The organism is Alteromonas sp. I10 (genome assembly GCF_003201515.1).
Classification (GTDB): domain Bacteria; phylum Pseudomonadota; class Gammaproteobacteria; order Enterobacterales; family Alteromonadaceae; genus Alteromonas; species Alteromonas macleodii.
Map to the genome: position 1 here is coordinate 187,844 of NZ_QJJN01000001.1, position 23,658 is coordinate 211,501.

At 44.5% G+C, this 23,658-nt stretch carries 22 protein-coding genes, 1 tRNA gene and 1 riboswitch; of the genes, 21 read left to right on the top strand and 2 right to left on the bottom strand.

Annotated elements, in window-relative coordinates; translation table 11 throughout:
• Positions 1 to 137 precede the first annotated feature (137 nt).
• The 8 genes from BZA03_RS00765 (at position 138) to BZA03_RS00800 (ending at position 9,063) form a co-directional block, all read left to right on the top strand.
• The gene (locus tag BZA03_RS00765; RefSeq protein WP_075176162.1) at positions 138 to 2,780 is read left to right on the top strand and encodes a TonB-dependent receptor domain-containing protein; all 2,643 of its coding nucleotides are present in this window, start codon (positions 138 to 140) and stop codon (positions 2,778 to 2,780) included.
• 103 nt (positions 2,781 to 2,883) lie between these two features.
• Positions 2,884 to 3,798, top strand: coding sequence for a class I SAM-dependent methyltransferase (locus BZA03_RS00770; RefSeq protein ID WP_110287712.1), 915 nt, complete (start codon positions 2,884 to 2,886; stop codon positions 3,796 to 3,798).
• A gap of 321 nt (positions 3,799 to 4,119) precedes the next feature.
• Complete coding sequence (locus BZA03_RS00775) at positions 4,120 to 4,881, top strand: DUF3450 domain-containing protein (RefSeq protein ID WP_014948702.1); 762 nt, start codon at positions 4,120 to 4,122, stop codon at positions 4,879 to 4,881.
• A 6-nt stretch (positions 4,882 to 4,887) separates the two neighbouring features.
• Positions 4,888 to 6,246, top strand: a complete 1,359-nt coding sequence (locus BZA03_RS00780) for a MotA/TolQ/ExbB proton channel family protein (protein WP_075176164.1) — start codon at positions 4,888 to 4,890, stop codon at positions 6,244 to 6,246.
• A 1-nt stretch (position 6,247) separates the two neighbouring features.
• Positions 6,248 to 6,772 carry a MotA/TolQ/ExbB proton channel family protein gene (locus BZA03_RS00785; protein WP_012517736.1) on the top strand — a complete coding sequence of 175 codons (525 nt, stop codon included), beginning with the start codon at positions 6,248 to 6,250 and terminating at the stop codon, positions 6,770 to 6,772.
• 11 nt (positions 6,773 to 6,783) lie between these two features.
• A complete protein-coding gene (locus tag BZA03_RS00790; protein WP_012517737.1) occupies positions 6,784 to 7,182 on the top strand; it encodes a biopolymer transporter ExbD in 399 nt (132 codons plus the stop codon).
• Between the two features lies 1 nt (position 7,183).
• A complete protein-coding gene (locus BZA03_RS00795) occupies positions 7,184 to 7,795 on the top strand; it encodes an energy transducer TonB (protein ID WP_014948704.1) in 612 nt (203 codons plus the stop codon).
• Positions 7,796 to 7,797: 2 nt separating this feature from the next.
• Positions 7,798 to 9,063 carry a tetratricopeptide repeat protein gene (locus BZA03_RS00800; protein WP_110287713.1) on the top strand — a complete coding sequence of 422 codons (1,266 nt, stop codon included), beginning with the start codon at positions 7,798 to 7,800 and terminating at the stop codon, positions 9,061 to 9,063.
• 229 nt (positions 9,064 to 9,292) lie between these two features.
• Here BZA03_RS00800 and BZA03_RS00805 read toward each other — a convergent pair whose 3' ends face one another.
• Positions 9,293 to 11,554: a GNAT family N-acetyltransferase gene (locus BZA03_RS00805; protein WP_110287714.1), complete on the bottom strand. Its 2,262-nt coding sequence runs from the start codon at positions 11,552 to 11,554 to the stop codon at positions 9,293 to 9,295.
• Between the two features lie 59 nt (positions 11,555 to 11,613).
• Between BZA03_RS00805 and BZA03_RS00810 the strand changes: the two genes are divergently transcribed.
• From BZA03_RS00810 to BZA03_RS00855, 10 genes are all read left to right on the top strand, one after another.
• Positions 11,614 to 12,039 (top strand): acyl-CoA thioesterase, encoded by a 426-nt coding sequence (locus tag BZA03_RS00810; protein ID WP_012517742.1) that lies wholly within the window; start codon positions 11,614 to 11,616, stop codon positions 12,037 to 12,039.
• Positions 12,040 to 12,169: 130 nt separating this feature from the next.
• Positions 12,170 to 12,273, top strand: a riboswitch (TPP riboswitch).
• A gap of 55 nt (positions 12,274 to 12,328) precedes the next feature.
• Entirely contained in the window at positions 12,329 to 14,419 is a 2,091-nt protein-coding gene (locus BZA03_RS00815; protein WP_110287715.1) for a TonB-dependent receptor, read from the top strand.
• A 17-nt stretch (positions 14,420 to 14,436) separates the two neighbouring features.
• Positions 14,437 to 14,700, top strand: a complete 264-nt coding sequence (locus tag BZA03_RS00820) for a hypothetical protein (RefSeq protein ID WP_014948708.1) — start codon at positions 14,437 to 14,439, stop codon at positions 14,698 to 14,700.
• Positions 14,700 to 15,344 carry a nicotinamide riboside transporter PnuC gene (gene pnuC, locus BZA03_RS00825; protein ID WP_014948709.1) on the top strand — a complete coding sequence of 215 codons (645 nt, stop codon included), beginning with the start codon at positions 14,700 to 14,702 and terminating at the stop codon, positions 15,342 to 15,344. The genes BZA03_RS00820 and pnuC overlap by 1 nt, the downstream gene beginning before the upstream one ends.
• Positions 15,301 to 16,152: a phosphotransferase gene (locus BZA03_RS00830; RefSeq protein WP_258364560.1), complete on the top strand. Its 852-nt coding sequence runs from the start codon at positions 15,301 to 15,303 to the stop codon at positions 16,150 to 16,152. Before pnuC ends, BZA03_RS00830 begins: the two co-directional genes overlap by 44 nt.
• A 210-nt stretch (positions 16,153 to 16,362) precedes the next feature.
• A tRNA-Trp gene (locus BZA03_RS00835) sits at positions 16,363 to 16,439 on the top strand.
• Positions 16,440 to 16,757: 318 nt separating this feature from the next.
• Positions 16,758 to 17,486, top strand: a complete 729-nt coding sequence (locus BZA03_RS00840; protein WP_110287717.1) for an alanine acetyltransferase — start codon at positions 16,758 to 16,760, stop codon at positions 17,484 to 17,486.
• An 8-nt stretch (positions 17,487 to 17,494) separates the two neighbouring features.
• Positions 17,495 to 17,995: a ribosomal protein S18-alanine N-acetyltransferase gene (gene rimI / locus BZA03_RS00845; protein WP_110287718.1), complete on the top strand. Its 501-nt coding sequence runs from the start codon at positions 17,495 to 17,497 to the stop codon at positions 17,993 to 17,995.
• 128 nt (positions 17,996 to 18,123) lie between these two features.
• Positions 18,124 to 18,420 carry a hypothetical protein gene (locus BZA03_RS00850; RefSeq protein WP_014948713.1) on the top strand — a complete coding sequence of 99 codons (297 nt, stop codon included), beginning with the start codon at positions 18,124 to 18,126 and terminating at the stop codon, positions 18,418 to 18,420.
• 228 nt (positions 18,421 to 18,648) lie between these two features.
• Complete coding sequence (locus BZA03_RS00855) at positions 18,649 to 19,578, top strand: DMT family transporter (RefSeq protein WP_014948714.1); 930 nt, start codon at positions 18,649 to 18,651, stop codon at positions 19,576 to 19,578.
• 7 nt (positions 19,579 to 19,585) lie between these two features.
• Here BZA03_RS00855 and BZA03_RS00860 read toward each other — a convergent pair whose 3' ends face one another.
• Complete coding sequence (locus tag BZA03_RS00860; RefSeq protein WP_014948715.1) at positions 19,586 to 20,482, bottom strand: LysR family transcriptional regulator; 897 nt, start codon at positions 20,480 to 20,482, stop codon at positions 19,586 to 19,588.
• A 192-nt stretch (positions 20,483 to 20,674) separates the two neighbouring features.
• Between BZA03_RS00860 and BZA03_RS00865 the strand changes: the two genes are divergently transcribed.
• The 3 genes from BZA03_RS00865 to dkgB are packed head-to-tail and all read left to right on the top strand — an operon-like array spanning position 20,675 to position 23,651.
• The gene (locus tag BZA03_RS00865) at positions 20,675 to 21,874 is read left to right on the top strand and encodes an MFS transporter (protein ID WP_014948716.1); all 1,200 of its coding nucleotides are present in this window, start codon (positions 20,675 to 20,677) and stop codon (positions 21,872 to 21,874) included.
• Positions 21,875 to 21,884: 10 nt separating this feature from the next.
• Positions 21,885 to 22,793: a TIGR03571 family LLM class oxidoreductase gene (locus BZA03_RS00870; protein ID WP_110287719.1), complete on the top strand. Its 909-nt coding sequence runs from the start codon at positions 21,885 to 21,887 to the stop codon at positions 22,791 to 22,793.
• Positions 22,794 to 22,814: 21 nt separating this feature from the next.
• Positions 22,815 to 23,651 carry a 2,5-didehydrogluconate reductase DkgB gene (dkgB, locus tag BZA03_RS00875; RefSeq protein WP_110287720.1) on the top strand — a complete coding sequence of 279 codons (837 nt, stop codon included), beginning with the start codon at positions 22,815 to 22,817 and terminating at the stop codon, positions 23,649 to 23,651.
• The last annotated feature ends 7 nt before the right edge of the window (positions 23,652 to 23,658 follow it).

Here is a 23,658-nt window from a genome sequence, read left to right on the forward strand (position 1 = left end):
GTTTATCTGATCCTTGTTGACCCTGAATTGAGCTTGTGTTTATTATCATTATGAGGTCCAAACCTTACTAATAATAAATCGTTATAAAGACGATGCTGAAATGCTAAAACGTATTTTCAAGTCCAGGGAGACAATACATGTTTACAAATTCTAAGCTGGCTAAATCAGTCAAGCTAGCGTGCGCGTTTAGTGCTGCGTCCGCTTTTTCATTTTCAGGTGCTGTTCAAGCACAAGAAGAGCAAGAAGCTGTTGCTGTTGAAAAGATTGAAGTAACGGGTTCACGTATCAAGCGTACTGACCTAGAGGGCGCTGCTCCAGTTGTTTCTATTACTGCAGCTGACATCAAGCTAGAAGGTGACTTCACGGTTGCTGACGCATTGCGTTCAAGCTCACTAAACTCTTTCGGTTCGTTCTCAGAACGTTCAGGTAGTTCTGCACAGTCTCAAGCTACTATAAACCTTCGTGGTGCTGGTTCTCGTCGTACTCTAGTACTTCTTAACGGCCGTCGCTTCCCAGGTTCACCTACATTAGGTGGTGCTTCTGCAAACCTTAACGCCATCCCGATGGCTGCGGTTGAGCGTATCGATATCATGACTGAAGGTGCTTCTTCTATCTATGGTTCTGACGCAATGGCTGGTGTTGTAAACATCATTCTTAAAGACAACTTTGAAGGTCTAACTTTCAACGTTGGTGCTGGTATGCGCGAGCAGGATGAAGGTACTACTTCATCTGAATTCTCTGTTGTTGGTGGTATCTCTAACGACAAAGGTAACGTAACGTTCTCATTCGATCACCAGCGTCGTGAAGGTATTTCTGATGCAGACCGTGATTACACCAAAGCAAAAATCGGTGACTTCGACGGCGACGGCGATATCCAAGCTTACACTGCAGATACTGTAGGTTGGTCTTATTTCGGTGCTACTGTATTGTCTCCTGACTTTGCAGAAGCTCAGCCTTCACTTCTTTGTGACAGCCTGATCTCTGAGTACGGTGAAGATACATTCCGTCGCGTTGACGCAGACGAAGACTGGGGTGAAGGTTCTGAGTACTGTATGTACGCGTTTGCTAACGTGTCTTACAACACTGCATCAATTGACCGTAACACACTATATGTAAGTGCTGATTACGAAGTAATGGAAGATGTTGAGTGGTTTGGTCAAGCAATGGTTGTTCAAAACTCATCATTTGGTCGTTACGCTCCACCTGCTGCTGCATGGGAAAATATGTCAGCTGACAACCCACACAACCCTTACGGTGTTGATGGCGCATACGGTTTATTCCGTTGGGTTGGTATCGGTACTCGTGACGGTAACGTAGACGACTACAACCAGGATTATACAACTGGTCTTCGTGGTATGCTTGATTGGAACAATGCTGAGTGGGAAGTTTACTACCACTTCAACATGGCTGATAACAAGTCAGTTGGTCAGTATTACCTATCTTACTCTGGTCTAGCTTACAATGAGCAAAATGGCATTGACCTAGGTTCAGACGAAGGCGTTGCAAACATGAAAGCAACAACCCTTCAAGAGTCTAGCTCACGCTTCCACCAGTACTATGCAGGTATCGGTTTCGACATGTTCGAACTACCTGGTGGTATGGTTGCACACTACTTCGGTGCTGAATTCTTTGAACAAACTTATGCTGACATCTATGACGGTCAGTCTGAAGCTGGTCTAATCGGTGGTTCTGCTGGTAACTCATCTATGGGTGAGCGTGACGTAACAGCATTCTTCTTCGAATCTGTACTTCCAGTATCTGACACTGTAGAGCTAAACATCAAAGCACGTTACGATGATTACTCTGATTTTGGTAGCAAATTATCTCCAGCAGTATCTGCTCGTTGGGAAGTTGCAGATGGCCTAGTACTTCGTGGTTCTTACTCTGAGTCTTTCCGTGCGCCAGGTCTTGACCTTCTAAACGCTGCACGTACTTTCTCTGCAGAAGACGCAATTGACTACAACAATGGTTCAACTGTTGAACGTCAGTATGACACGTACTACACAGCTAACGCTGAACTAGACGCAGAAACATCTGACTACATCAACCTTGGTGTTGCTTACGATGTAAACGACAACCTAAGTGTTAAACTTGATTACTTCAACCTATCGATTGATAACGTAATCCAAGCGAAAACGCTTCAAAACCTACTTTCTGACGAGGCTGCAGGTCTAATCACTGCGGTTTCAGTAGATACTGATACTTCAGACGAGACTTTCTACCTTAAGCGTGCGGCGTCTGGTGTTCTAGTTGAAGCTGGTACGTCTTACTTCAACGGTGCAGGTTTTGAAATTGAAGGTATCGACTTTACTCTTAATGCGAACCTAGAAACTGAATTCGGTAACTTCCGCTTCCAGAACGTTAACTCTTTCGTACTTTCTTACGACCAAGAAGTTGGCGGCATCGTTCAGGATATCGCTGGTTGGTCTGGTAGCCCAGAGTTCAAGTCAGTTGCTACTGCGGTTTGGAGCTTCGAAGAGCATACTCTTGCTTGGAACATGACTTACACAGACAGCACGTCTGAGTTTGAAACAGCTCCTGAAGATGCAGATGGCAACACTATTGTTGGTCCATACGACATCGCTGGTAAGCTTGATAGCTGGTTAATCCACAACGTAACTTACACGTTTGATATGGCTGACTACGGTTCAATCACTCTTGCGGTTAACAACGTAACAGATGAAGATCCAGTATTCTCATCTAACGGTACGTGGGACAACCAAGACCTATATAACAACTTTGGTCGTGACTACCGTCTTAACTACCAAATTAGCTTCTAATTATAGAATCTAGATAAAAAAGGCCGAGTAATCGGCCTTTTTTTATATGTGGATAAATAAATTTACCTTCTAAAGTGCACAGCACCAATAAAGAGAACTTTTCATGAATAGTTATTGGAGTGAATACTGGCAGCAGGGCCACGTTAACTCTTTTGCCGATTCAACAAGTCGTAATTATGAAGGCGAGCTTGCAGAACAATGGTTGGCGTTTTTTAACGAGACAAACGTTCAGGGTGGAAAAGTTGTTGATCTAGCGACAGGAAACGGCGCGCTCATTGACCTTGCAGTAAATGTTGGCAATTTCTGCGAACCTGAATACATTGGTGTTGACTACGCGACCTTAAAAATAGGCGATAGTCTTAAACAGCCAAAGATCAATTTTTTGCAAGAACAGAATATTGAGTCTCTGCCGTTTAAAGATAATGAAGTAACCGCTGTCGTTTCTCAATTCGGTATCGAATACAGTAACTTGGACCTAACACTAAGTGAAGTAAGTCGAGTTTTACGACCAGGCGGAAAATTAAGAGTTGTGGTTCACCGAAAGGAGAGCGCAATTGTTGCACCGAATTTTCAAATTCTAAAAGTGATCCGTGTATTACAGGAAGAGAAGAGTCCGCTAGATGCCCTCAAGCGGCTCGTAAGCGCTTTAAGCAACGCTAAAAAGACCGCTCAGGATAGAGAGAGTATTCGATTAGAGCTGAATGAAAAAGTCGGAAACCTCGTCAGTGAATATCAACAAGCCTTGTACGATACTAATTTCCCCAAGCTCTTGAAGACGGTTATGAATCCAAATGTGTCGTTTGAACGGAAAAAGGCTATCTTTGAAGAATACGATAAAGAATTAGAATCTCACGGTGTTAGATTATCTGATTTAACCAACGCAGCGAGAGATGCTAGTGAAGTTACGTTACTCAAAAGTAAATTAGTGTGTAATGATTTTGTTGATATCACCCTTTCAGACGTGACTGATAAACGAGGCTTAATCGGCACAATAATTCAGGCAGAAAAAAAGAAGTAATCCGACGTGTTTGTAGTCGCTAACTGTGAATTTTTATGCATGACGTATCTCACAAGTTAAATTGTTAACATTCCAATTGCATAAAAGGTGATTAATTGTGCGCTGAGTGTACAATTAGGCTCCACTTCTCAAGTACAAGTGCTTTGCTAACTTGACTCTACCGAGTAATCCATGTGAATATATCACGTTCGTAGTAGTGCATTTTCATATCATTACTACATTCCTGAAACAAAATTGTGAAAGTTTTATACGCCCCTTGCCCGAATATTTTCCTATCGGCGAGGATTCAAATAAGAAATTTGGTTGGGAACTATGTCCAAAATGAGCAAGAGAACTCTTATTGCTTCTACTGTTATGGGTGCATTCGCACTAACAGGTAGCGCAGTCTCTGCAGATACGCTAGAAGATCTTCATAAAGAAGAAGCGAAAATCCACGCGGCTGCAGCGAAATCTCAAGAAAAAATCAATACGTTGTTTGAACAATCTCAAGAACTACTTGTTGAGTATCGTCAAACAGTAGATGAGACAGAAAACCTTAAAATCTACAACGATTACATCGCAAGCCTAGTTGCAGATCAGCAGCGCGGTATCGATTCGTTGCAACGTCAAATCGACAGCATCGAACAAACTAAGCAGGGCATCGTTCCTCTTATGTTCCGCATGATCGATAGCCTTGAGCAATTCATCAAGCTAGACCGTCCAATTCACCTAGACGAGCGTCTTCAGCGCGTTGAGCGTCTTCGTGACCTTATGGCTAACTCTAACGTAACTGTTTCAGAGCAGTTCCGTCAGGTACTAGAAGCTTACCTAGTAGAAGTTGAATACGGTACTAAGATCAACTCTTACCAAGGTACTATCGACGACGCAGGCACAGAAGTTACTGTTGACTTCTTTAACCTAGGTCGTACGGCGCTAGTTGCACTTTCTCTTGACCAAACCCACGCTTGGGTATGGAACAACGAAAGCCGCGCATGGGAAAAACTGGGTGACGAGTATCTGTCTTCAGTTGTTGACGCAGTTAAAATGGCTAATAACGTCATTCCTGCGGATCTGATTAAACTACCAATTAGCGCAGCGGAGTAATTGTTAATGAAACCAGTATTCAAATCTCTTTTAGCCGCTGCGACAGTTGCAGTTGCAGCAACCGGAGCGCAGGCTCAGGAAGCAAAGAGCCTGAAAGATCTTCTAGACCAGGTTCAACAGAACCGCGTTTCTGAAGCTCGCCTAGACAAGCAACGCGAAGCTGAATTCCAATCAGCACGTGCTGACAAACAAGCACTACTTCGCAAAGCACAATCAGACCTTAAAGCTGAACAAGCTCGTGGTGACCGTCTACAGAAGCAATTCTCTGACAACGAAGTTACCTTAAACGAAAAAGCAGCTGAGCTAGACCAAGCTACAGGTACACTTGGTGAAATGTTCGGTGTGGTACGTCAAGCATCTTCTGAAGCTTACGGCCGTATCTCTACATCAATCGTAAGTGCACAATTCCCAGGCCGTGGTCAGTTCCTTGCTGAAATGTCAGAAGACTCTAAAGGTCTTCCAAACATTAAAGAACTAGAAGACCTATGGTTTGCTCTTCAAAAAGAAATGACTGAAGGCGGTGAAGTAGTTAAGTTTACCACTGAAGTAGTTAATCTTGACGGTGGTTCTTCACAACAAGAAGTTGTACGTGTTGGTACTTTCAACCTTGTTGGTGAAGCAGGCTACCTAGCGTATGACGCTGAAGCTGAAGTTGTTCAGCCTCTTGGTCGTCAACCAGATGGTCACTTCGTAGCTTCTGCTAACGATCTAATCGACGCTACTTCTGGTATTGTTCCTTTCTTTGCTGACCCTTCTCAAGGTGCAATCCTTGGTCTATTGAAGCAGAAAGCGACAATGGCTGAGCGTTATCACGCGGGTGGTCCAGTTGGTTACACAATCACTGTTATGCTTGCGATTGGCCTACTAATTGGTATCTACAAAATGATCACGCTAACGATCACTGGTGGAAAAATGCGTTCACAGCTTAAGAACGTAAACAATCCTTCAGAAGGTAACCCACTAGGTCGTATCCTTAAAGTTTACCAAGAGAACAAGACTGCCGATGCAGAAAACCTTGAGCTTAAACTTGATGAAGCGATTCTTCGCGAGCTTCCAAAAATTGAAAGCGGCATCAACGTTATCAAGATTTTCGCAGCGATTGCTCCTCTACTAGGTCTACTAGGTACAGTACTAGGTATGATCGAGACATTCCAAACCATCACTCTATTCGGTACAGGTGACCCACGTATGATGGCAGGAAGTATCTCAATGGCTCTTGTAACTACAGCTCAAGGTATTATCGCGGCTCTGCCTCTAATCCTTACTCACAGCATCGTAGCTTCTCGTAGCAAGTCAATCATCCACATTCTTGATGAGCAAACTGCGGGTATCGTAGCTGCTCACTCAGAGTCGGAGAAAGCGTAATATGAATTACCTGATTGGATTATTCGAATCGGTCAGGGACTTTATCGCTACCGGCGGTGACGTACTATACTTCGTTGCTGCCGCGCTCTTTCTCATGTGGGTTTTAATGATTGAGCGTTACTGGTATTTAACCTCGGTCTTCCCAAAGGTGAAGAAAAACATCATCGCGAATTGGGATGCCCGAGCAGATACCACATCATGGTATGCGCATAGAATCCGTGACGCGTGGATTTCTCAAGCGTCAGACGATCTTAACGCTAGAATGCTGATTATCAGAACCATTATTGCAATGTGTCCATTAATCGGTCTACTTGGAACAGTAACCGGTATGATCAGTGTTTTCGAGACAATGGCAACGCAGGGCACCAGCAACGCTCGTCTAATGGCTGCTGGTATCTCTATGGCAACAATCCCGACTATGGCGGGAATGGTAGCCGCGCTATCTGGACTGTTCATCAGTTCACGTCTTGAAGCGAAAGTGAAGCTGGCAAGAGAAGGGCTAGTTGATAGCCTGCCACATCATTAGAGAGAGAGATTATGGCTCGAAAAGTCAGAACCGAGGAAGAAGATGCACAGATCGACATGACGCCCATGTTGGATATCGTGTTTATCATGCTGATCTTCTTTATCGTTACCACTGTTTTCGTTAAAGAAGCAGGGATCGAAGTCAACAAGCCAGATGCGAGCCAGGCGATTCTTCACAAAAATGCAAACATTTTCATCGCCGTAACTGAAGATGGAAATGTATGGCTAGATAAGCGTGAAGTTGCGCCGGACAGCGTAAGAGCGAATATTGAAAGACTGCTTACCGAGCAGCCTACTGACTACGTAATCATTCAAGCTGACGTAAAAGCGAAGCATGGTTTAGTAGTTGAGATTATGGATCAGGTTAAAGCCGCTGGCGTTAACCGAGTCTCGGTAGCGGCAAGGGGATAAGATGTTACGTATAATTGTATCTATACTTTTAGGTGCTGGTGTTGCATTTGCCCTTTTCGTTCTAATGGCCAAGTTGATTGAAAATTCATCTAGACCAGCAGACGAAGTACCGCCTGCACCGGTTATCGATATTGTAATGCAGGAACCAGACGACCAGACGCAGACGCGTACTCGTGTTCCACCACCACCGCCGCCTCCGCCGCCACAGCCTCCTAAAATGGAGCAAGTTGAGCCGGAAACAGCGGAACCTGATGCAGATGGCTTTAGCTTAGCTATTCCAGCTATCGACACAGGTGGTGTTGGTGTAAACATCGGTGGTGTTGGTGCAATGCAGCGTGATGGTGAAGCAACACCTATCGTTCGTATCGATCCGAAATATCCACCTGATGCAGCCCGTGATGGACGTGAAGGTTGGGTAAGACTGTCTTTCACTATCAACGAAGTTGGTGGTGTTGAAGATATCGAAGTTATCGAAGCTGAACCTAAGCGCGTATTCGACCGTGAAGCACGTCGTGCTCTACGTAAGTGGAAATACAAGCCTAAGATCGTTGATGGCAAGCCGGTTAAACAACCTGGCATGTTCGTACAGCTAGACTTTAAACTGGAGCAATGATCATGATGAAACGTACATTCAAAATGTCAGCCGTTGCTTTAGTGCTAGGTGCAGGTGCGGTGCTTTCAGCACCCGCTGCCCTGGCGCAGTCAGCACCTGTTGTTTGTCCTGGATATGAGAAGGGAAAAACAACGCTAGTAGGTGAGCGTACCGGTAAGAAAGTTCAAAAAGCTTTTGAGTTTTACAATGAAGACCAGCTCACAGAAGCGTTAAATGTACTTTATGAAATCGATCCTTCAGACGATTTTGATAAAGCATACGTTAAGCGTTTTATCGGTAACTTATTGGCTTCACAAGAAGGTGAGGGCGGTAAGGCGTTAAACTACTTGGTCGACTCTGTTGAACCAAAAGTACTTAACGACACTGAGCACTCTCAAACACTTAAATTGATAGGTGATTTGAGCATGCAGGAAGAGAAGTACACTGATGCCATCAAATGGTATAACAAGTGGATGGAATTTACCTGTAAAGAAGATGCTGATGTGTACACGCGTTTGGCGCAGGCGTACTTTGAGTCTAAGCAGTTAGCTAAAATGGTTGAGCCAGCAGACAAGGCAATTGCTTTGTATGAAGAGCCAAACAAGAACCCTTATGTTCTTAAGTTAACTTCTTACTACGAGCGTAAGATGTACCCTGAGACGGTTTCTGTCGCGGAAGAGTTAGTTAAAACTTTTCCTGAAGAGAAGACTTGGTGGTCGCGTCTAGGCTTTTTCTATATCTTAGTTGAAGACTACAAAAAAGGTCTTTCAACGCTAGAACTTGCTTATATGCAGGGCTATCTAGAAAAAGATTCAGAAATCAAAACGCTTGCTCAGCTTTATCAAAGTAACGGCATGCCTTACAAGGCTGCGAAGTTACTTGAAAAGCACATGAAAGAAGGCTTGTTGAAGAATGATGCCGATATGCTTGCTAATATTGCTAACGCGTATCACCAGGCGAAGAACTTCAAAACTGCAGCAAATCTGTACGCACAGGCGGCCGCAAAGAGTTCTGATCCTGAGCATTATCGTAAGCAAGGTACACTTCTACTTGTAGCTGAAGACTACAAAGGCGCTATCAAAGCACTAGAGAACGCTCTAGAGCGTGGTGCTGAAGACCCTGAGAAGATTCACTTCACGTTAATGGAAGCGAACTTCTACGCAGGTAACTTCAAGTCTGCTTACAAGCACGTACAAGAAGCTAAGAAAGATCGCTCTCTACGCCGCAACGCTGCAGCGTGGGAACCTTATATCAAGGAAAAAGCGAAGAACCGCGGTATTAGTATCTAATATGTGGTTTTAGCAAAAAAGCCTCCCTTTGGGAGGCTTTTTTTTGCCCTTAATTTAGTAAGTGAGCTTTTCTCGAATAGGATTATATTTATAGGGCTTTAACACCAATCCGCATAAATCATTAGCCTCTCAGCGGTATTTAAAATGTTCGTAATAGCGGCTTGTTAACGCAGGTATAGTGGCTCTACGCTAAGCTGATTATTTGTACTTTCAGGCTACAGACTTTCTATTATTTGAAAGCAGGCAGAAGTGCTTCTCTTATAACAATAGTGACTTCTTTTAACCCACTTGCTTTTAGGTTTTCTTCGTTTAATGTAGAAACAAGTTGCTTCACATTCATATCTGAATGTGTAAGTACTTTTCTGAGAAAGCGCTTCGTGTTAATGATTTCAACAAGACGCCATAGCGTATATAGTATTGTGTTATTTGGCTTGTTCAGTTGAGTATTTGCGCTTGGTGTAGGCTGAGTCTCTGCATAACGCGCAATTTTATGTAATATCGGCCAAACATCATCTAAAGTGCGTGTGCCTTGGGTAAAATGTACTAACTTTTCTACATAGATTGTCAGTATGCTAATGGGCACGTTGTCTAACTGGTTATCGAATTTAAAGCTCTCTTTTAGCGCTACCAATTCAGAAAGCAGTTTTTTTGCTCTGTTAGAATGAGGATATAACGCTAGTGCACTGGTTTCGCCACTGGCTTTATTAGGCTTTCGCCCATAGTCTACGATCTCAAATCCATTTCTTGTCCAAAAACTGTCTAACTTAAGTGTCGTTCCATAAGAAGTACAGATAGCGTCAATACTTTGCTTCTTGGCTTCATCACTAACTCTTTGTAGCAAGTAACTGCCCATACCCTTACTCTGCGCAAGCGTATCGACGGCAATACGGTTAATACGCCAATATCTAAACGTTGCTGTTTTTGCATCAGCAGACAACAGAGCAAGTCGCTGTGCACCTAAATGCCCTTTAGGACGACGCTTTCCAGACGCAATCCCCAATGCGGTATCGTTCAGGTAGTCGCTACCTTCAGCGTTTATGATTGCAGCACCTATCACGTTGTCGTTGAATTTAAGTATGGCAACAAGTACATCCGGGCTATCCATCAAGCGCATAAAATCATCGGGCGTAGTTTGATAATGGGCTAATGAAAGTAGCGACATTATTTGCTGAAGCGCCTCTTCGGAAATGGTTTTAAACGAACTTATGGAAAAATCGTAATCTATCGGTGGGTTAATACTGTTTTTGAAATTAATCTCGCCAATATTGCGCGCCGCATCTCTGTCCTCAAATAAACAAGTCGTATTGAAAAAGGCTTCAATGGGATCATGTTCGAACCATCGTAACGGCGTTGATAGTCTTAAATGGATAGCTGATGGCGGTAAACTAGGGATGAGTTTGTGAATAAAACCACTGCCTGAACCTTCATAACCCAAAAGCGTAGTACTAAGCACCCACTGCTTGTGGTTGGCTATGATCCGGTATACATCCGGGAGGGGGATTGAAGCCGCTTCATCAACAATTACAACGTCGTACTTTTCATCTTCTGTGGTATATAACAAGGCACTGTCAGGGGGCACCCATTTTACACTGCCAAACGTCGCTGCCTCATTCTTATCACCAAGGATTAGTTGGGTTTGAATGTTAGCGGTGGATGGTTGTTGTGTTCTGACACCTGCTATTTCGTACTGTTGAATACGTGAAAGCACGTTCTTCACATTATCAAAGCGTTCACTGGTTAATAGTACATATTTACCCTGTCTGATTAGGCTTTCAATGAATATACCTAATAATGATGACTTGCCTCTGCCTCTTGGGGCGGTAATCAGCGCGTTTAGTTTATTAAGTGAGTGTGCTTGATATAAACGACTGTATGCCTGCTCTTGCTCTTCTGATTTAAATAGTGAGCCTCTATAGACGTTTGATGTTACGCCTTGGCTAATGCGGTACATAGACGTATCTGGAAGTGTGGTTTTTTCTTCAGTGTGAAATGCCACGTAGTCGTTGTTACGCAGGTGCTTTATAAAGCGTTCGAGGTATCGACTTTGTGTAAGCGTAAACCCCTCCGACAGGAACGAGACCGAAATATTGTTGACCCATTCACTCAATGCAGGGCAAATAAGTATTAAACAACCACTGCGTTTAACGATCCCCGCCACTGCCATCACGTCGCCAGGTTTGAATGAATCGCGACAGTCTAATGTGGCAATGTCACATTCGCTCCCCAGTACTTGTTTGCGGTTCTTTCCCTTAAGTGTATCGCCAGCAAAATTCACAACGCTTATAGATGAAACTTCATCTACAAAGGCTTGAACGCTACGTATGGCAGCTTCACAAAAATCATCATTGCCAGATATTACAAGCATTCTCCGGTGAAGCGGGCAAGTCACGTTTGATAAGTGTGAAGCGTGAGAGCTTTTTTTGCAGCCATTTTCGCCGCTATTTTCAAAGTAGGGGGCTAATAGCCATTCGCGTAATTGAGTTAGCGCCATGAATCAGTTTTTTCGGTATAATCTAACGCTATAGTAGCGATTTATTATGAGGAATTCGAATGCGCTTTCTTTCTCGGCGTCTAGTTATGCCAAACGACCTTAATTACGCCAATTCTTTGTTCGGTGGCCGCGCGTTAGAATGGATAGACGAAGAAGCTGCAATTTGGGCTATTTGTCAGCTAGAAACTAATTGCTTGGTAACTAAGCATATTGGTGAAATTAGTTTCGAATCACCGGCTATGCAGGGTGATATCGTAGAGTTTGGTCTAGAAACTAAAGCTGTAGGCCGTACGTCTATTACCGTAAGCTGCTTGGTACGCAACAAAGCAACCAAGAAAACCATCTGTTTTGCAGACGATATCGTTTTCGTAAAGGTTGACCCTGATACGCGTCAACCAACCGCACACGGCAAAACGTTGGAAGGTTTAAAAGCACAAACTGACGATGAAGTACGTCGCCTAAATATGAATATTGACGCTGAATAGCCCTAAGCTTTCAACGCCTTATATCATATATAAAACCTTACGTTAGCTTAACGTCTTATCTGCTTGACGGCGTGTATCGAACTGGTAGACTCCGTCGCAGAAGTTGAGTTTGCTAGTTTTAGCAGCGCAACACTATACCAAGGGGTGTCCGTTTTCGGTCTGAGATCCACATTCGTGGGAACCCTTAAACCTGATCCGGATAATACCGGCGTAGGGATGGTTCACAATATAGCCTTATCACCTGCCGTTAGACCCGGATCTTTTTTCTTAAATAAGAATAAGAGATCCCATGTATAAAACACTTTTCACACTTTCACTGCTTGCTAGTTCCGTTGCGGCCTATGCGCAACAAACCAATGTAAGTAACACTTCAGATAGCACGCCATCAGATATTGAGCGCGTCATCGTATCTGGTGATTTTCGTCAAACTACACTCGACCAGTTAAGTGCTAGCGCGACCATTTTAGATCAAGAGCGTCTTCGCAGTAGACAGCCGAGCCATATCGACAGTGTGCTAAACAGTATTCCAAACGTAAACTTTGCAGCTGGTGCGTCTCGCGGCCGCTTCGTGCAAATTCGCGGTATTGGAGAGCGTAGTCAGTTCGCCGAGCCTATCAATCCTTCTGTAAGCTTTATCGTCGATGAATTTGATTTTTCAGGCCTTGCTGCGGCAGGTCTTATTTTTGATACTAAACAACTAGAGGTATATCGCGGACCTCAGGCTACCTTATACGGCACAGGTGCATTGGCCGGAGCGGTTAAACTCTCCAGTAATGACGTGGGTAGCGACGCCCCAGACTACGTTGAAGCCCGCATTGGGAACAAAGAGAGTTACCGTATTGAAGGCGCCACTGGTGATGATATCAACACGGATTGGGGCTATCGTGTTGCGCTGGTTCATAATCGCAGTGATGGCTTTGTAGAAAATACGTTCTTAAATAGAAGCGATACCGCGAATATCGATGAAACCGCACTGCGCTTTGCCGTTGAAGGCAGTGTAGATGAGCGAACCACACTAGCGCTTACTTATCGCTGGTACGATATCGATAACGGTTACGATGCATTCTCGCTAGACAATGACAACAAAACGCTGTCTGATGAACCTGGATTTGACGAACACCAAACCCACGCTGTTAGCGCGCGCTCTACAACCAATACAGCAGCGGGCGACTTTATTCTAATTGCCACCCATGCTTCTCACAATATTGCTTATGGATACGATGAAGACTGGACATTCACAGGGTTTCACCCGTGGGGTTATACGTCTTTTGACGCCTATTATCGCGATGTAGAAACACAGACCGGAGAGATGCGTTTCGTGTCATCTGACAGTGCCGCACTTTTTGATGGTATGACTGACTGGACAATAGGCGTATTTTATAAAAGCACGGAAGAAAAGCTGCTGCGTCAGTACACTTATTTGGATAGTGACTTTGCCAGTGAATACACGCCTACGACGACCGCTATATATGCTCAGACTGAAAGTCGTTTGAACGAAAATTTAGTACTTGTAGCAGGGTTAAGAGTAGAAAACTACGATTTTGATTACGCTGATAACAACCAGCTCACTCGCGCGTTCGACACCACCATGGTAGGCGGGAAAGTCGCGCTTCAGTATACACAGGGCGATCACTTCTATTACGGCAGTATTTCACGCGGATATAAAGGGGCAGGCTTTAACCCCGACAGCCGCGTGAATGACAATCAGCGATTCTTCGACGAAGAGTATAACTGGAACTACGAAGTAGGTGTTAAGGGCCCATTACTTACGCCTGACCTAATTGCTCGCGCTGCAATTTTCTATATGGATAGAAAAGATACTCAGGTGAGCGATTTTGACGTTATCACTCGTGATGACGGTACGGCAGGGTTCGTAGATATTATTGATAATGCTGATTTAGGAACAAACAAAGGAGCCGAGCTGGAGCTTAGCTGGATTGCTAGTGAAGCATGGCAGCTTGATGCAAGTGTTGGTTACCTAAGCGCTACCTTTGAAGGGTATACGCTTGCAGACGGTACTGAAGTGTCTGAGCAAAGACAGGCTCAATCACCTAAGTGGACCGCAAACCTGTATAGTGAGTACGCACTTACAGATAACATGCTTTGGCGTGTAGATGTAGATTACAAAAGCGAATACCGTTTTTCTGACGGCCATGATGTAACCTCGCCAAGTACTACGCTGGTTAATTCGGAGATTGTGGTGTTACACGGTGATTGGCAGACATCACTGTGGGTACAAAATGCCTTTGATCGTGAGTTTTACACCCGTGGATTCGGTGGTTTCAGCAACGACCCTCGCGATGAGTATGCCTTCGATGAGCCATATTACCAAATAGGTAACGGTCGTCAGTTTGGCGTTACTGTTAAGTACGCGTTTTAAAATAAAAGGAAACAGACATGCAAGTTATGGTTGAACTGTCGTTGTACCCATTGGTTAACGAATACATTCCACCTATTCAAGATTTCATTGATAGGTTAAATAGCTATAGTGATATTGCAGTTTCAACAAGCTCAACCAGCACGCAGGTTACAGGTGACTATGGTGTGGTTATGAAAGTACTTGGTGAAGAAATGCAAAGGACCCATGAAGAAGTGGGGCAGGCTATTTTCGTTGCTAAGTTCCTAAACTTCGATGCCATGCAATCTAGAAAATCATCTTAATGGCTAACTTTTTTTCTGAGTTTACCTCACAAATTGCCGCTACTTCACTGTTAGAGTGGGTAGCGGTTGTCCTCGCTATTGCCTATGTGTTGTTAGCCGCAAAACAGAACAGCTGGTGTTGGCTGTGCGCCTTTGTAAGTACCGCAATTTACACCTGGCTATTTTGGCAGGTGACTTTGCCATTTCAGTCTGCGCTTAACTTCTTTTATATGATAATGGCGGGATACGGTTATTATCAGTGGTCGAAAGGGGCGGAAGACGGCGATGTTAAGCCAGTGCTTCATTGGCCTCTCTGGGCTCATTTGCTCATTGTGCCGAGTATGTTATTGCTCGCTTGGGTTCTGTCTGAGGTGGCAGGCTCACAGTTCAATAGTGAGTACCTACTATTAGATGCGAGCATTAATTTATTGAGTGTAGTCACAACATTTATGGTGGCGCATAAAATCCTGCAAAACTGGGTTTATTGGTTTTTCATCAATTTAGCGTCCGCCTATTTATACCTGCAAGTGGGTTATGCATTATCTGCTTGCCTGTTCTTAGGCTATGTTGGTTTTGCGGTATTTGGGTATTACCAGTGGCTAGTACAATATAAAAAACAAGGTGAACAGGTTGGATATCATCGCCACGCTGCAAAAGGCGCTTAATCTTAGCGACAGTGCGAAAATTTCGTCACACCCTGCTGGAGCGGTAAATCACGTTTACCGCGTTCAAGAGCTCGCAGATAGTCAGTTACCCTTGATTGCAAATAACCTTCAAAGTAGTGGGCAACCAAAGTCGGATCATAACCCTGTCGACTTAGCGGTGAAATGGATGGGCGATGATGACTTTAGTGGGGTTAATCGTGCGCACCAATTTGCTTTGCAGCAACAGCTTTATAGGTTGGGAGTAGCGCCGCAACCTATATGGTTAAGCGATGATGAAACCATCTGGGTTGAACAGTGGCTAGAGCACAGTGACAGTGCGACGCTTTCAATGCTTGAGCTGGCCAACACCCTCGCTCGTATTCATTCTTTGCCCATTACCGCTAGGCCATTAGATTTAGCATCAAGATGGCAGCATTATATTAATGTTGCACAGCTCGATATGAGCAGTGAGCTTTATCTAAAAGCCCAATCATTGCGGAAACAAGTAATAAAAAGTGAACAAGACGATGACGACTATGTGTTATGTCATAATGACTTGCTAACTAATCACTTATTACTGAGCGCAGATAACTCACTCAAAATTATTGATTGGGAATATGCCGCCATGGGAAACCGCTACTTCGATTTAGCAAGTTGCTGCCTTATCAATAAACTTGAAATCAATGAATGTAGAGAGCTCGTTAAGCATTACGCCAAGCTAATGAATATCGATGAGCACGACGCGATAGCGAAATTTGATCTGCACACCGAGATTGTCGCTATCACTAATGACCTGTGGTTTACTGCGCTTAACGCCAATAAGGTCTAATTGTCATAAACTGCTCCGCATTTAAAGTGACGCTGCATAGAAGTCGGTTTAAAAGCGGGCAATAAGACAAAACACAGGTGATGGATAAAGCCTATTTGGTGTTATTCGATTGAAAAAACAGCGCATTGCGTGTTAATTAAGCATGCAGTGCATGGTAGTGATAAAAAGGCTTTACCTTTTTAATGTCATCCGTATAATGCACAGCGCGCTAGGGGTGTAGTTCGAATTGGTAGAACAGCGGTCTCCAAAACCGATGGTTGGGGGTTCGAGTCCCTCCACCCCTGCCACTTTCTCTTCTTGTGAACGTTTACGTTCAAATCCTAAATCGTTTCTTTGTTAAATTCTTTTTAAATTCTTCTTAAATTTTTTTGGTTTCTGTTGCTAGTGCTTAATTTGCTGCAGCTGTTTTATTTCCTCTTATACCAAGGGCTAGGCATTATAAATTCGCGAATAATACTTAAGAATCAACGCTTATGAATTAGCGCTTGAGCATTAAAGAGCAAGTACAATCCAAGCAAAAGAACGCGATAGTTATTCAACCAAGCCTGCAACTTTAGTAAACTAAACAAATATAATGAACTATTCACGTTAGGTGTTTTTACGCAATGTCTCTTACTTCATATCAGCAGGCGGTTTTACAGGAAATGGGGATCCCTGTTTGGATCACCAAAGACGCCTACACTGAGCTAAAGCAGGAAGACCAAGCGAAACAAAACAACGCCAATGCAGCACAACGCAACGTCGGCAGTACAAATAGTTCATCGACACAGTTACCCTACAGCCAAAACGCTCAAACCAATAAGCCGCCTTCAACGCCAATATCTCAAGAAGAAAAGCAATCACGGCTTGCTCAGTTGAGAGCAAATGTTGGCAGTAGCGCGAAAGATAAGGCTAAGCCTAAAGACGGCGGGGCAGCAAAACTTTCCACGCTTGGCGCATCGCACAATGAAGGGAAAGTAGGGCAAACCGAAACAGGTGCTTCACAGTCACACAACACTTCGCCGTCTTACGACAATGCGGTTGCCTCGCAAGAGTCTTTAACAAAGTCTATTGGCGCAAAAGGGCTGGTATCGCCTGAAGGTATCCCGTTAAGTGCCGAACAGAAAGCAAAATCACAGCAATGGCTGAAGGACTTGCAGCTAGCCTGTGTTCAGTTGGGTATACCGTCACAGTGGGCTAGCACCATAATGATTGGCCGTACGCTATCGGTAACCGAAACGGCCATTATATTGCCAGCCACACCGCTTAAACTCACAGCTGTGCAAAAACGGGAGCTGTGGGCGCAGCTTATCAGCGCAGCACGCGAATTAAACCATTCAGCTAACGGCCAGTAGTCGCGTCGATGAAGTTAACAATCGTACCGCCACAAGGCTTTAACGAGCACATTGAACTTGCGCATGCTATCCATCAAGAGGCACAAGTGTCGCCTTGGAAACTAAGTACCTTCGCGGATTGTTTCACGGAACCCTATTACGGGGTGTTTGCCTTTGAAAATGACAAGATTGTTGGCTATGCCATCATGCTTGAAGTCGTTGATGAAGCTACGCTGATGGATATTGCGGTAGACAGTGGCGCAAGAGGCAAGGGGGTAGGTCGCGCTTTAGTTGATTTTGTCATTGAGACATCGGTAAAAAATGCAATGCGTGAAATGTGGCTAGAAGTGCGTGAAAGTAATGATACTGCGATTGCGCTTTATGAGAGCTCGGGGTTTGAGCATATAGAAACCCGCAAAAATTATTACACCGTAAAAAATAATGATGACGGGCATGACAAGAGTAATGGAAACAGCGCACAAAAAGAAAACGCTAAAATCATGAAGTGGACAAATCCCACCTTAGCCTAGTGTTTGTAATCCTAGGTATATACGTTTCGCGTATATCAAAGCATTATCTGAACTCAGCATACGCTTCCAGACCATAGCCGTGCGTGTTTAAATTAGAACACGTCCCCATCAATCAAGGTAGAAATAGCATGGCTAAAGTGCTCAACAAGGCTTTAATCTCATCAAAACGATTTGCTATAAATGTGGTTACCTACAAAGAGGGTCATAGCGTGTTAGAACATAATGACCCTATGGGCAGCGGGCGTTACTTTAAATTTAATGTAGTACTAAAAAAGCCGAAGCGCGGCGGTCAATTTTGGGCAGAGAAAGTCATCTTTAATCTCTTTAACCGCATTTACTTTTTTCGGCCAGATAAGTACATGCACAGCGTAAGCAAAATAGAAAGAGGTGAGCGGAAGCTGCTGTCTGTTGCATTGTACCTGTAAGTCAAAGTGTTTATCAGTGATTAACCACCCGTATAGCAAAGTTTCCACAAGGTTTTAAAAAGTTGACCATTTGGTCGATAAATTGGCGTGTTTACACGGTCAGGAAGGTTTTAATCCCTTGCTAATTCACTTATATTTGCGCCCGTAAAATTCTCCGCCTACATTCAGCTTACCGGGCGGTAGAAACTTCTCTTAACGCAGTTCGTGTAATTGGATTTTTTAAAACGCATGTCTTCATCATCGGTGGCGGAAAAAGAGCAATCAAAAGGCATTAAAATGCTTTTGGTTGCGGTGTTGTGTTTAGGGCTTAACTGGCCAGGCATGAAGTTAGGGCTTGAGATTGTAGGGCCTGTATGGATGGTGTGCTTGCGCTTCTTGTTAAGCCTTCCGGTACTCGCGCTGTTTGTACTTATCACCAAAAAACGTTTACCGGTGCTCAATCGTAAAGATCGCTCGGTGGTGTTTGTCGTTGCCTTTTTCCAGTTTATCCTATCAATGGGGCTTATTACTGTCTCACTGCAGTTTATTCCTGCCGGCACGGCCAGTATTCTTATTTACACTACACCGCTTTGGATGCTGCTTATCGACACTCTATGGTATCGGCAACGTCCGCCTTCTAAGCGATTAATTCTAACCGGTATATCTACCATTGGCTGTGCAATGATTTTATTTGCTTCGGGACAACCGGGCGCATGGCTACCGCTCTTTGGTATGTTGCTGGCATCTGCATTGTGGGCGGTCGCTATTCGAAGAGTGTCTTTTCATAAGTGGAAGGGAAGCGTCATTGAAGCTGTCTTCTGGCAGTTTACCATCGCAGGTTTCGCCATGCTTGCTATTGCACTGATAGTTGAACCAACACCTAATTTTGGGGCTTACGATATAAGCGATTGGTTACTATTGGCGTACATTGGGCCAGTGGCAACGGGTCTCGGCTTTGGGCTTATGGTAGCAGCGGGGCCTAAATTGCCACCAGATAAAATTGTACTTATTAGTACACTTACGCCGATAGTGGGTTATGTAAGCTCTGTGATATTGCTTAAAGAAACGCTGCTGCCTATGGTTATGGCCGGCGCAATATTGATGATAGCCGCGCTAATAGTAAATGGCCTCCCCCAAAGCACACTTAAAAAAATATTAGGTAAAGGCCACGCGAAATAAAGGTAAGTTAAAGAGTTAGTCGAGGCTGTATAAAATCTAAAAACGCAGAGATACGAGACGATACCGCGCTATTTTTATAGTATACCGCTTGTACCGACTCTCTGCGGTTTGGGCTGACGATGTCGTCACGAAATAGCGCTACCAGCGAGCCTGCACTGATATCTTTGTGTACCATAAAGTGAGAAAGTAACGCGATACCTTGACCTGCCAAGCACAGCTGGCGAATAGTTTCACCGCTTGACGCACGAAGACTGTACTGCAAGTTAATATCTTGCTTGAGCGGCCATTTATTTAGACTTGGTGAGTCGCTAAAGCCAATCAGTTTGTGTTTGTTTAGCGTGCTAATTCCATCCTCACCTTCAGATATGGGATATTTTTCAAGATACTGTGGGCTTGCCACAATATGCAGCTTACTTTTTCCTAAACGTCTAGCGTGCAAGTTAGAGTCGCTTAAATCACCAATACGTATTGCGATATCGGTTTTATGTTCCAACAGGTCGATAATGCTGTCGTGACTGGTGATATCGAGTGTTATGTCAGGAAATGCTTCTCGAAATTCACCCACTAACGGCGCTAGCTGGTGGAACACAAACGGGCTCGCAGCATCAACCCGAAGTTTTCCAGAAGGAGCCCGCTTTAATAGCCGTAATGCTTCTTCACCTTTTTCTAATATATTTAGCCCGTCTCTGGCATATTGCAGGAAAAGCTCACCTTCTTCTGTTAATTCCAGCCGTCTGGTAGTGCGATTCAATAGAGTTACATCTAAGCCATCTTCAAGACGAGTAACTGCTCTACTAACTTTTGCAACCTGCTGATTGAGTAGATTGGCAGCACTGGAAAAACTACCTGTATCCACAACGGTTAGGAACGCTTCTAAATCTTCAGTTTTTGATGAGACTGGCATCGCACACCTTATATTTTCAAATATCGCAAAAGTATTTTGTCATTAGTGCTGTTTTTTGCAAATAAATTTATCGTCAAACTGTACGCACTTTATTAATGGCTTTCAAAAAACGGTGTAGTTGTTCGTTCTAGAAGCCAATGGTGGCGTTGTTAATCAAGCCATCTCGTTAATTACTTTTTGAGGATAATTGAAATGCCTATTGCATTATTTGCGTTAACGTTAAGTGCGTTTGCTATTGGCACAACAGAGTTCGTGATAGTGGGGCTTGTCCCCACCATTGCCACTGATCTTGGCGTTACGTTACCAAGCGCAGGCTTACTGGTAAGCTTGTACGCCGTTGGTGTTGCCGTTGGCGCACCGGTTCTTACCGCCCTTACGGGTAAGTGGAATAGAAAGCATGTTCTGCTTAGCTTAATGGCGCTATTTGTGGCTGGTAATATTCTTGCTTGGCAAGCGCCTAGCTACGAGAGCTTAATATTAGCTCGCATTTTGACAGGCTTAGCGCACGGTGTGTTCTTTTCCATAGGGTCAACTATTGCTACAGGGCTAGTGGCGAAAGAAAAAGAAGCCAGTGCTATTGCCATTATGTTTACGGGCTTAACCGTAGCCTTGGTTACTGGCGTACCTTTGGGTACCTGGATTGGTCAAAACTTCGGTTGGAGAGCAACCTTCCTTGTGGTTTCCGCGCTTGGCACACTTGCGCTAATAGGCAGTGCGTTGCTGGTACCGAACAACCTTAAACAAAGTAAACCGGCCACCTTGAGTGAACAAATGAAGGTGTTGGTTCAGCCTCGTCTGGTATTAGTGTATCTAATGACGATATTGGGCTATGGCGGCACATTTACGGCATTCACCTATCTCGCTCCTATATTGCAGGAAGAGGCGGGGTTTGCGCCCTCAGCCATCAGCTTAATTATGCTGGTTTACGGTGTATCTGTCGCGGTAGGCAATATTTATGGCGGCAAGCTTGCTGACAAAAAAGGCCCAATCCGCGCGTTAACTATCATCTTTTCAGCCCTTGCGGTCATCTTGTTTGCCCTGACGTTTACTATGGGCAGTAAAGTTGCCGCAGTGATCACCGTTTTAGTGTGGGGCGCCTTTGCCTTTGGCAATGTTCCAGGACTTCAGGTGTACGTTGTTCAATTAGCAGAGAAGTTTACTCCTAATGCTGTTGATGTCGCTTCAGGTTTAAATATCGCGGCATTTAACATTGGCATAGCAGTGGGTTCAATTCTAGGCGGTGCAATCGTCGACGGTATGCAGTTATCTGATACCGCATGGATTGGCGCAATTATTTCTGTTGCAGCGTTACTTGTCACGCGCTATAGCGGCTACTTAGACAAGCGCGCACTCAGTACTGCGAATACGGCGAATAACACAACGAGCGCGTAGGGAGGTCATAATGACGACAAATACCTTTGATAAGCTTGCACAACACACGTTCTCAGTAGGTGTAGAGCTTCCGCTAGATAACGACTGGGCGCATTTCGACGCCACAAAAGGTACGCCATTCGGCGTACCTGATATGACCGAGCATCACAGCCGTATTCAACTAGCCGACAAACTAGGGTTTAAAGCAGCGTGGGTACGAGATGTGCCAGTTTATGACCCTAGCTTTGGTGATGCGGCTCAGGTTTTCGAAACCTTCACTTACTTGGGCTATTTAGCAGGTATCACAGACAATATTCTATTAGGCACAGCCGCCGTTGTTTTACCTCTTAGGCAGCCATGGCTTGTCAAAAAGGCGGCAGCAACGGTGCAGCAGCTAAGTAACGACCGCCTTATACTCGGCGTAGCCAGTGGGGATAGACCTGTTGAGTATCCGTTGTTCGATGTCGATTTTGACAGTCGCGGCGAGCACTTCAGGCAGTCACTGGAAATTGTAAAGCACGGTGAGAATTCCCTTAAGCCTGGCATGTCGCTGTTACCGCGCTCAACCACGCCGCCTTTGTACGTTGCAGGGCTCGCTCAGCAAAGCCCTCAGTGGGTTGGAGAAAATATGGACGGTTGGCTGGCGTATCCAGGTACACCGAACGAGCATGTAAAGCGCGTAGAACTATGGCGAAATGTCGCGGGCAACAAGCCGTACGTTAGCTTTATTCATCTTAATTTGGTTGAAGACGATGAAGCGCCCATAAAACGCCACCGGTTCGGGGTTGAAACTGGTGTAAATGGGCTTATCAAAGAACTCAATGCAATGAATGAAGCGGGGGTTGATCATATTGGCCTGCACTTCAGACGTAATACGCAACCAGTAGAAGTCGCGATGCAGCGCATTGCTGACAATGTATTACCTCACTTTCATAAATAACGGAACCAACAAGGAGGCATCATGCCGAATGTAAATCAGTCACAATCTAAAATTCCTTCGCTAGGTGTAGGCACGTTTCGCTTAAAAGACGATGAAGCCTATAACAGCGTGACAATGGCACTTGAAGTGGGTTTCCGTCACATTGATACGGCGCAAATTTACGGCAATGAAGAAGCGGTAGGTCGCGCTATTAAAGACGCTATTGCAAACAATCTTGTTGCACGTGAAGACCTTTATGTCACCACCAAGGTGTGGAATGACAAGCTGAATAAAGCAAGCTTTGTGGATAGCGTAAAAGAGAGTTTGGAAAAGCTTCAACTGTCGTACGTTGACCTGCTACTTATTCATTGGCCGTCACCGGAAAACGGCGAAAGCATGGAAGAGTACCTAGGTGAATTGCTGCGCGTTAAGGAACTGGGACTCACAAAAGAAGTTGGTATTTCTAACTTTACCGTGGCACAAATTGAAGAAGCGGTGAGTATCTTGGGCGAGGGCGTTATTTCCACGAATCAGGTAGAGGTACACCCTTATCTTACTAATGAAAAAGTGCGTGCAGCGTGTGAGAAACACGGTATCACAGTAACAGGATATATGCCGTTTGCTGTTGGTAAAGTGCTAAAAGACGAGACTATCATTGCAATTGCAGATAAGCATGGTGTGAGCACTGCTGAGGTAGTGGTAGCCTGGGAGCTGGCCCATGGTTTAGTCACTATTCCATCGTCGACTAAGCGCAAGAACCTGGAAACCAATTTCAAAGCGCTTGAACTTACCTTGAGCGCTGACGATATCGCAAAGATTGACGCGCTAGATTGTGGCGACCGTCAAGCTAACCCAGATTTTTCACCTGCATGGGACTAATCGGAAA